The 9,398-nt window shown below is 43.7% G+C and carries 13 protein-coding genes; 2 read left to right on the forward strand and 11 right to left on the reverse strand.

What is annotated here, in order from left to right:
• From EXE29_RS16715 to EXE29_RS17855, 4 genes are all read right to left on the reverse strand, one after another.
• Positions 1-471, reverse strand: a 471-nt coding sequence (locus EXE29_RS16715; RefSeq protein WP_213069656.1) for an IS5 family transposase, incomplete at its 3' end; no start/stop codon positions are given.
• Between the two features lie 239 nt (positions 472-710).
• The gene (locus EXE29_RS16720; protein ID WP_004911234.1) at positions 711-1,226 is read right to left on the reverse strand and encodes a YkgB family protein; all 516 of its coding nucleotides are present in this window, start codon (positions 1,224-1,226) and stop codon (positions 711-713) included.
• Positions 1,227-1,363: 137 nt separating this feature from the next.
• Positions 1,364-1,918 (reverse strand): carboxymuconolactone decarboxylase family protein, encoded by a 555-nt coding sequence (locus EXE29_RS16725; RefSeq protein WP_000088799.1) that lies wholly within the window; start codon positions 1,916-1,918, stop codon positions 1,364-1,366.
• Positions 1,919-1,976: 58 nt separating this feature from the next.
• Positions 1,977-2,138, reverse strand: a complete 162-nt coding sequence (locus EXE29_RS17855; RefSeq protein ID WP_223290059.1) for a peptide-methionine (S)-S-oxide reductase — start codon at positions 2,136-2,138, stop codon at positions 1,977-1,979.
• A gap of 868 nt (positions 2,139-3,006) precedes the next feature.
• Here EXE29_RS17855 and EXE29_RS16735 point away from each other — a divergent pair.
• On the forward strand, positions 3,007-4,293 hold the full coding sequence (locus tag EXE29_RS16735; RefSeq protein WP_000257537.1) for a GAF domain-containing protein: 1,287 nt from the start codon (positions 3,007-3,009) through the stop codon (positions 4,291-4,293).
• Positions 4,294-4,362: 69 nt separating this feature from the next.
• Here the strand turns inward: EXE29_RS16735 and EXE29_RS17950 are convergent, their stop codons facing one another.
• On the reverse strand, positions 4,363-4,539 hold the full coding sequence (locus tag EXE29_RS17950) for a hypothetical protein (RefSeq protein WP_153310265.1): 177 nt from the start codon (positions 4,537-4,539) through the stop codon (positions 4,363-4,365).
• A 371-nt stretch (positions 4,540-4,910) separates the two neighbouring features.
• On the opposite strand from EXE29_RS17950, the gene EXE29_RS16740 reads away from it, so the two are divergent.
• Complete coding sequence (locus tag EXE29_RS16740) at positions 4,911-5,888, forward strand: sensor domain-containing diguanylate cyclase (RefSeq protein WP_002119794.1); 978 nt, start codon at positions 4,911-4,913, stop codon at positions 5,886-5,888.
• Positions 5,889-6,107: 219 nt separating this feature from the next.
• Here the strand turns inward: EXE29_RS16740 and EXE29_RS16745 are convergent, their stop codons facing one another.
• From EXE29_RS16745 to EXE29_RS16770, 6 genes are all read right to left on the reverse strand, one after another.
• Positions 6,108-6,770 carry a peptide-methionine (S)-S-oxide reductase MsrA gene (locus EXE29_RS16745; protein ID WP_001281573.1) on the reverse strand — a complete coding sequence of 221 codons (663 nt, stop codon included), beginning with the start codon at positions 6,768-6,770 and terminating at the stop codon, positions 6,108-6,110.
• A 9-nt stretch (positions 6,771-6,779) separates the two neighbouring features.
• Complete coding sequence (locus tag EXE29_RS16750) at positions 6,780-8,054, reverse strand: acetyl-CoA C-acetyltransferase (RefSeq protein WP_000857678.1); 1,275 nt, start codon at positions 8,052-8,054, stop codon at positions 6,780-6,782.
• The gene (locus tag EXE29_RS16755; RefSeq protein ID WP_002122973.1) at positions 8,051-8,359 is read right to left on the reverse strand and encodes an antibiotic biosynthesis monooxygenase family protein; all 309 of its coding nucleotides are present in this window, start codon (positions 8,357-8,359) and stop codon (positions 8,051-8,053) included. The genes EXE29_RS16750 and EXE29_RS16755 overlap by 4 nt, the downstream gene beginning before the upstream one ends.
• 50 nt (positions 8,360-8,409) lie before the next feature.
• Positions 8,410-8,655, reverse strand: coding sequence for a glutaredoxin family protein (locus EXE29_RS16760; protein WP_025467194.1), 246 nt, complete (start codon positions 8,653-8,655; stop codon positions 8,410-8,412).
• 21 nt (positions 8,656-8,676) lie between these two features.
• Positions 8,677-9,117, reverse strand: a complete 441-nt coding sequence (gene msrB, locus EXE29_RS16765) for a peptide-methionine (R)-S-oxide reductase MsrB (RefSeq protein WP_000483554.1) — start codon at positions 9,115-9,117, stop codon at positions 8,677-8,679.
• 31 nt (positions 9,118-9,148) lie between these two features.
• The coding region (locus tag EXE29_RS16770) for a glutaredoxin (RefSeq protein WP_252383558.1) at positions 9,149-9,398 on the reverse strand (250 nt) is incomplete at its 5' end.

The following is a 9,398-nucleotide window of genomic DNA, read 5'->3' on the forward strand; positions in this document are numbered from 1 at the left end:
CAGGCTACCGCTTTCATATCGATGCGCGATAAATTCAAACAGTACCTGGGTTTCTGCATCGGTTTTTTTCACATAACCAATGTCATTTATCTGACCACCCGATATTTCAAAATAAACGGGAAGCCCACCGCTATCTACAGCGAGATGAATTTTTGTAGAACTCCCACCCCGACTTTTTCCTATCGCTTCATCTGAACTGCTTGCGGCTCCGCTACTGTCTTGATGCGCTTTGACAATACTTCCATCAATAAACAACCATTCTGGATCATTATCGGACGATATGCTTTGAAACCATTTTTGTAACACACCTTTCTTTGACCAAAGGTTAAAGCGCTTAAATACAGAGTTCCAACGACCGAATCTTTCAGGCAAATCTCGCCACTGAATGCCTGTGCGCATACGATAAAGTATGCCTTCCAGTGTATTTCGGTGTTCATATTTATTGTAAACACGCCCTGTCTCTTTAAGTATTTGCTTTAGGGCTTCCTAGGCGTTATCTGTTAGCATTGTCCTTGGCATAGCAACGTCCGTTCTCGGTGGTATTTTTGATTTTTGGCGAAACCATTATACCTTGTTGCTATGCCGTTCATTTTTCACTCAAAGATCAACAGCCTCTAGTAAGGCACGTACTTGAAGCACTTAAAAGATAAAAATAAAGGCTCTCTAATGTGTTTAGGAGCCATCTAACTTATAGTTGTTTCGGGTGAGGCTTATTTGTTTTTGTGCTCCAGTGCTGTAAGTGATGTACCTACGATAAATATAGACACGACAAACAAGCCTAAATCTTTTAGCAAAAACTGGCCAGGAACCACAGAGATCGCAGGAAACCCAAGAGATGCCTCAAAAACACCGGGTGTAGTCAGCATGAACGACAATGTCGTAAAAAAGAGTCCGGTTGAAAGTACACCGCCCAAGATTGCGAGCTTAGGGGAGAAAACTCGTGCAGCGATTAACAGGCCAACTGAAATTTCAAGCACACCCAGAAAATTTGAGAATCCTTGAATGCTGAGGAAGCTATACATCCACGAAAGCAGAGGGCTATTACTAACAAAACCATGTATACCGTTTGCTTCGTAGCTAGTGAATTTCATGCCACCAAACCACAAATATATTATCGTCATGGCAACGTAGATGCCACCTATACCAAACTTAGTGATTTTTGCACCGAGATTATTACTAAGGGTATTGGTAGTCTGGACACCATTTTCAATTTCGGGAATAGTCATCTTATATCTCCAATTATTTTTAGCCATGTGGACTCACTCTATGTAGCCCACTAAAATGATATGACTCTTGAGAAAAACTATATGTTTACTCGAGTCGAACCTAACTTAGGTAATTGCTGTAGTTGAGCACCAATGGATTAGACATCAATGCCTAGTGGTTGAACGGCCGGGAAGTCGACCTCGGTCTGTGTCACTTCGTTAACGTAGTTAGTGAAAGTGTTCAGGGCAACAGCCAACAGAATATCCACTACATGTGCATCACTGTAGCCAGCGTTCAGCACCGCTTGGACCTGGTCATTGCTGACTTGCCCGCGCTGGCGGACTACGGCGGCAGCAAAACGCACGGCTGCGTCGGCCTTAGGGTCATTTGATGCACCGCTGCGGTTGGCAGTGAGTTCAGCATCATCAAGCTTGGCCACCTTACGGCCTAGGAAGGAATGGGCAGCAAGGCAATAATCGCAGCCGTTGATCTCAGCGACGGCTAGGGCAATACGCTCAAGAGTCGCTGTACCCAAGCCGCCCTGTGCTGATGCTGCGCTCAATTGCAGGTAGCCAGTCAGCGCAGCAGGGCTGTTGGCAACGACGCGGAACATGTTAGGAACGCGGCCCAGTTGTTTTTCCACAGCCTTGAGTGAGGTATGGGTAGCAGTAGGCGCGGCGTCGATTGTGGTAGGGGTGTTCAAACGTGACATAAATTTCTCCTAGTGATTTGAAAGACAGCACGCTGTATTGGCGTGGAATAAATTGTATTTAAGAAGGTTCTGCTTGATAATCCGTTGCTATCAGACAGCTCATCTTCACGTCTTGCGCAGTCGCCATTTCAGTGCCACTACACACCTTCGTTGACGTCACGCCGTCCTGATTTCTAAGGAGGTCTTCGAGACTCCAAAAACACCCTCCGGCAACGATCACATTATTTATTTTTCATAAAGCCTCCTTGGTTTTTATCTATTTACTAATGGAACTGAATTTACAGCATGTAAAATAGATATAACATGCTCAATAGTTCGTATAATGTGACTTATTAGACAGTTTACGTAGGGGCTATGTATGGATGCAGACTTTGGATATCAGATTAAAAGAGTTGTGAAATTAAGGGTTCACGAAAAACTGCAAATATAGGGCAAATCAGATTGTCTATACCCATAATTTAGAGCGCCCGAGCATCAGGAACTCACTGAAAGCAGACGTTTCTGAAAATAAACAAGGCACAGCGCTTGAAAATTTCGAGACATCAACGTTTTGCCAAAAGGCTAAAAATGCGTGCACTACTCATTTCGCATTTAAAGAGAGCATCGGTTATTAGGCAATAACGATGTGGCCAAAATTTGTCGACCACTACACTATCTCGTAAACGAGTTTGATAGACGTCAACTAGTACGTATTTTTAGTGTAAGGTCATATTAATGCACGATGCTAAACTCTGCTGTGAGCTAGGTAGGATGTATAAATACCATAAATATTTCAATGCTTTACTTTTTAAAGCTCAAGTGAGTTACTCAGTTCCGACTGTTGGTGGCAGATTTGGAATCTCGCGATTTGTCTTAAATGTCAGCCAAGCAAGTCTCTCGCTAATAAAGTGTTGACTATCCCTGACAAAGTAACAATTTCTTGCCATAATCAGACTTAAGCACTTTACTTAGAGTGTATGTGCGCCGCTTAATGCATCAATGCTGCTAATTCCCTGATTGACATCAATCACTTTGTTTCCTGTTTGATACTCTGAGATAAACAAGATCGAATGATGCAAAAGGGGACTATTTAAATACTGAGGGAACAAATGGCAGTAGATTTGAGCATAGAAACCGCTCTGCTCCTAGAGCGCTGGCAAGGCATTGTAAACTCGATGGCTCAAGTCGCGGAAGTGCCTTGTGTGCTGATTAATCGATTAGATAAAAACGAAATTTGTCAGGCTGTTGGCAGTGTGTCAGTACCAACTTTTTATTGCGGTGAACCTGTTCCATTGGCACTTAACACTTATTGTTCCCAAGTCATTTCCAGTAACCAGCCATTACTAGTTGAAAATGCAATCGGTACCCGATATGAAAACAATAACCCAACATTTGCAGCAGGCTTTAGTTATTACTATGGCCTGCCATTGCTTTGGCCTAGCGGAAAAACTTTCGGTACTTTGTGTATGTTGGACTTTTCAAGCCCAGATCGGGCATCACAACACTGTTCCTTACTCACACTTTTTAAGCAGGCCATTGAATACGATTTACAGATGCTTCAACAACAGCAAGATCTGCTAAAGCGTGAGCAACAAGCAGACAAAAAATTTATACAACTATTCAATGAGATGTCAAATAGGATAAGACCGGTAACTAATAATAAGTTGCTTCAATCTGAGTTGTTTGTACTTTTGACAAGCCAATACCAATACTGGCATCAGGAACTGGATAAGCAGCTTAATCAAACCGTCCTGACTGATGAAAACTCCATTCATATAGCGGCACTGGTTCGAATTTGGTCAAATTTGTTGGCGATTGCCCATGAAACAGAATGGTTGAGAGCTACGGCAGTTCTAGAACCTTATAGTTGTGATGCTGTTGCGTCACTGGTCAATGCAACTCCATTATTAGAACAAGCAGTGTATAAAACAGCGCTGACCCTTGGTGCTGATCTCGTTTTGAGGAGTCATTTGCCTAATCCACTGTTACTAAGTGGGAAACCAGAGTTATGGTCTCTGATAGGACTAGCTATCACGAGCTTTTTAGTTGTTGGCGCCAGCGGTACAAGTATAACTATTTTTGTCAGTAACCGATTAAAAGGTAAGTACAGAGTTTTGGAATGGTCCCTTCTTGTAAAAGGCCAGACGATGCCGCTGCGTTTTACCCGCGATAATCAAGCGCTTTATGGTTTTGCAACAGTATGTGCCGAGTTAGCGGGTGCTGTTCTTGAATCTGGTGAGTGGCAATTAACTGAGAGTCTTCAGCAACAGAGTCGTTATCTCAACTCAAATCGTGATCACGTTGACGACATTGAAAGCAGGAATGCTTCAAGAACTGCTAATGGCATAACCAGGCTTATCTGCTTATCGATACCGGTGATGGGAGACGATTTATAAACACTCAGCGATGATCAGCGAAGTTGTGTTTTAGTTTTCTTGTTGGCACTACATCCGGTATGGCGGCCTTTAATCTGAGAGTGACACTTGGGATAACTGAAAAACTGGCTGTGATTCTGCTGAACGGAGCTTGGTGCTAAGCATGTTGGCGTCATTCAAAGCAAGGTCAACACTGCTATTAACGTTTACGATTATCTGACGGACGTGCTGCTGCGCGTCAACCAACATCCAGTAAGCAAGGTACATGAACTAATGCCGAAGTTACGGAAAGCTCAGTTCGAAAGCGCATTACAGCGTTCAGCTCTATTTAGCAATCCCGATGCTTCGGTAAAATAAGCCACGGAAAATGCTCCGGAGGCCGCATGCACACTAAATAGATGACGTTAGACGAAGAGTTGGATTTAAACGAGCAAATTATAGAGCCTGCGACCGGAAAAGCCAAAAGTTTATAAATACAGCTAAAACTCAAATCAAGCAGGCGAATATTGTACAAAACAATACCATTGCTACAGAGATAACTTCAAGTCTGACAGATCTATGCTAGAGTTAAATCAACGATTTAATTCATTTTTCTATGCAGGATCTTTGAAAAATGCAGTAGAAAAACGGAGAAGTACATGACCTTTAGTTTAGCTCAAACAGCTAGTGCAGAAACCACACTAAAAGCACCTGCTGAAGCAGATCAGAACCTGCGGGATATCACTGAACTGGCGTGTTATATCTGTGATGCACCAGTGGCTATGGTGACGCGAACCGATGACACAAAGCTGAATCTAATTGCAAAAGTTGGTATTTCGCGTACCTCTGTATTAATTAAAGAGTCCTTTTGCGTGTATGCAATGGAAACACCTGATGCGGTAATGGTGGTCCCTGACGCTACTTTAGATCACAGATTCAGTACCAATGCTATGGTGATTTCAGGACCTGGCTACCGATTTTATGCTGGCTCGCCGCTGATTGATCCCGAAGGTGCAGTGATTGGTACTATTTGTGTCTATGATCATGTTCCTAAGCAGCTGAACCAGCGGCAGATAAGCTCTTTGCAGGCTCTGTCCAGACAAGTGATCGCCATACTGGAGCTGAAAAAAGTCGGCGAACAATTACATAATACCAGCATGACGGATGCGCTGACAGGGGTGAACAACAGAAGAGCTTTTGACCTCAAGTTTGAAGCTGAATTTGCTCGCTGGCAAAGAACAGGACAATCTTTTGTACTGGCATTGATTGATATTGATCACTTTAAGAGTTTTAACGACAGCTATGGTCATGCCGCAGGAGATGAGGCACTGAGTCAAGTCGCGGCTCTGTTTCAGCGCCATAGCAGGAACTATGACTTTTTCGCCCGTTATGGTGGTGAAGAGTTTGTGCTGATCCTGCCAGGCACAGACACAGCGTCCGCAAATAAAACACTGGAAAAGTTAAGGCTGGTAGTGGCTAACCATGAGTGGTTATTACGACAATTAACGGTCAGCATAGGTTTGGCCAGCGCTGATTTATTTGACGACAAAAAGCAGTTGCTCGAAGTCGCCGATCAGATGTTATACAAAGCTAAAACCCAAGGCCGCAATCAAACCAGTGTGTTCGCCACACTGTAAGAGATCTGTTCATGCTGCGCTGATCTCAAGACCTCATAAAAACTGAGGTCTTGCTTCGGTCGATAAGCTGGTCTGATATTGGCATTATTTATTCCTTTCAAATACATGGGTAATGCGACTTACACAGATTTTTTATGCTCTCTTGGACTCCATGTGAAGGAGATCGTCACATTCTTTACATATAGAAAATAGAGTTCTTTAGCCAGCTGCAATTTCAGATTAACCGATTCGGTAAGCTTTCTGCATTTCCGGAGACAACTTTTTTAGCCAGCTTGAGAGACTGAAGCCTTTTCTATCGGTACTATTTAATTTAGTAAAATACAGATGTTCATCCCAGCGAGGACCGAAATCTACTTCTGCAAGACTTACAAGCTGTTTGTTTCTGCGAAGACGATGCTTTTGATGGTAATCTTCGGCGGGCCAAAAATAACCATTTTGTTCTCCGGCCTCAATCACCTCGGGAGATTTCTCCTTTCCAATCGCTTGAATCAGTTCTTCAGCTACTTGTTTTTGCTCCAGATCAAAAACAAAAAGTATCTGGCGATACTGGCCCTGCTTTCTACCATGAACAGACCATGATTCAAAACTTCCAAGAAGTTCCCTGTAGCTGATTTGGTCTTTATCGTAGATCACTCTGACGACTTCGGCGTGTCCGTTGATGTTGCGGTAACTCGGATCCAGAGTTGATGCTCCAGCGTAGCCAACACGTGTTTGCACTACTCCCTGCGTCCCTCCAAAATTAGAATCCGGTCCCCAAAAGCAACCCATGCCGAAAACCGTTTGACTAAGCTTCCCGATTTTCAATGCTTCTTCGATTGCTTCAGGGGTTGCAAATTCATAGCTTTCAACACCGTCTTCTTTATTCATTTTTAGATCCGACATATTTTTCTCCTAACTTTCAAGAATTGTAGCCACTCCCATTCCTCCCGCCGTGCAAACGACGATAAGGCCACGTTTTCCAGGACCAGCTGAGTGCAGTATCTTTGCTAAAACTCCGACGATCTTAGCGCCAGTAGCCGCAAACGGATGCCCAAGGGCAATGCTACTTCCACGGACATTTAGCTTCGAGCGGTCAATTTTTCCGAGAGGCTCTGATCGTCCCAAACGTGTTTTGCAGTATTCAGCAGACTCCCACGCCTTCATCGTGCAGAGCACTTGTCCAGCGAACGCCTCGTGAATTTCGTAAAAATCAAAATCCTGAAGCTTTAAGCCGTTTCGCTTCAATAATTCACTGACCGCCACAGTTGGAGCCATGAGCAAACCTTCGCCAGCGACGTAATCCACGGCAGAAGTATGAGAATCCACAATCTTGGCCAACAGCGGCCAATTATTCTTTTTAGCCTCTTCTTCGGAAGCCAAAAGAACGGTGGATGAGCCATCTGTGAGCGAGCTTGAATTTCCCGCCGTCAAAGTCCCTTTTTCTGATTTATCAAAAACAGGTTTTAACTTCGACAATTTTTCCAAAGTTGTATCAGCACGCAAAATTCCATCGGTCTTATTTCCTTGGAATGGAAAGACGAGATCATCATAAAACCCATCTTTATATGCTTGAGCTGCATTTCTGTGACTTGCCAGCGCTAACTCATCTTGCTCTTGGCGAGAAATATTCCACTCTTTAACCATGAGTTCGCAATGCTCACCCATTGATTTTCCGGTGCGTGGCTCAACCACTGCGGGCAACACTGGCTTTAGATCGCTAGGTTTAATTCCTAAAATGATTTTTACTTTCTCACCAAGCGTTCTGGCAGAATTCAACGCAATCAATTTTCTTGCGAAAGTTCGACTAACCATAATGGGCAAATCGCTGTTGCTATCAACACCGCCCGCAATGCCACTTTCAATTTGGTGGCTAGAAATTTTGTGAGCAATCTGAATCGTATTTTCCAAGCTCGTTCCGCAAGCACGTTGCACGTTATATGCCGGAGTGTTTGGATGCAAACCGGAGGATTGAACGACTTCACGAGCCAAATTCCAGTTAGCCGAGCTGTGCATGACAGCTCCTAAGGCTACATCGCCCACAGTTTTTCCTTCCAAGTTATATCTATCAACTAAACTCTTTAGGCTCGCCGTCATTAGTTCTTCACTTGAGACGTCTCGATATGCGGTCATAGATTTCATAAATGGAATCCGAGCTCCACCTACGATATAAACGTTTCTCGTTTTCATAATTTCACCTCCGGCTTTGTGTGCCGTTCAAAAACTTCTCCGACCTTCACGTCGTACGATTCAAAAATGTAGTCTTTGCCAAGCATCTTGGCTTTTTTGTGTTCGGGATGCTTATCCCAAGCATCGAAAGCTTCTCTGGTAAGGAACTCGACAATTAGAACATCTTCACCGTTAGGAGAAGAAAACCGCTCATGGCTTCCGTAACCAGGAATGGCTTCGACAAGCGCGGACATCTCGGCGTATCTTCTTTCAAACTCCCCACCGTGCTCCTTGGCAACACGACTGCGGAAAACTGCTATAATCATTGATCTGTATCCTTACTAAGCTAATTACAATCCTCAAAAAAAAGATCTCGTTATTTCATCGAAGCTTCCAACCACTTGTCGAGATCCTTGAACTTGGGGTTTCTCAGCTTCTTTGTCCCAACCAGTATTGTCGGGAAATTTAACTTTCCAGTAGTATAAAGGGATCGCAGTTCATCAGCTGCCGCGTCGTCTTCGTGAACATCTAAAAAATCAAACTCGATTCCTTTTTCTTTCAAGTACGACTGGTAAATCTTGGTTTTGTGGCAGTCCTTATGACCGAACAGCTTAATCCCCACGACCCCCTCCATTTTCTAAAATTACTCTACAAACTTCAACGACTCCGAGTTGATGCAGAATCGAGCCCCAGAGGGCTCAGGACCATCTGGAAAAACGTGCCCTAAGTGGGCTTCGCACACATTGCATAGCACTTCGATTCTTCGTCCGTAAGTCGTGTCCAGTTCATATTGAATTACGTTGTCGGCGACGGGCTCAGAAAAACTCGGCCAACCTGTTCCCGAATCAAACTTAACGTTCGAATCAAACAGTTCAGTGTCGCAGCCCGCGCAGGCATACCGTCCTGCCTCATAAAATGAACAGAGTTCCCCAGTGTGAGGGCGCTCGGTGCCTTTCTTCCGCATGACATTAAATTGAGCGGGTGTCAGAATTTTTTTCCACTCTTCCTCGCTCTTTTCTACTTTTCTAGGAGGAGCGGGAGTGCCGTTATCGAGATAGTTGTTAATGCTTTCCCAGTTGAACATAAATTTGCTCCTTTATTTTTGGGTTTGTTCTTTAGCTATCAATCCACGCGAAGAAGTCAGTCGCGCTACCAATGAATTTTCCATCCACAAAAACTTGCGGAACAGTTTGAAGGTTGGTTTTTTTCTTCAACTCATCATAAGTCTTGGGATCGTCATCCACGCGAATTTGTTTAAAATCAACTTTTTCAGAAGTTAAGTACTCCTTCACGCGTTTACTAAACGGACAATGGTCTTTTGTGTAGATGACAACGTTCTTAAGTTCTTTCATTTTTTCCTCTTTC

Origin of the sequence: Acinetobacter sp. WCHAc060006 (genome assembly GCF_004209135.1) — a bacterium.
GTDB classification, from domain to species: domain Bacteria; phylum Pseudomonadota; class Gammaproteobacteria; order Pseudomonadales; family Moraxellaceae; genus Acinetobacter; species Acinetobacter cumulans.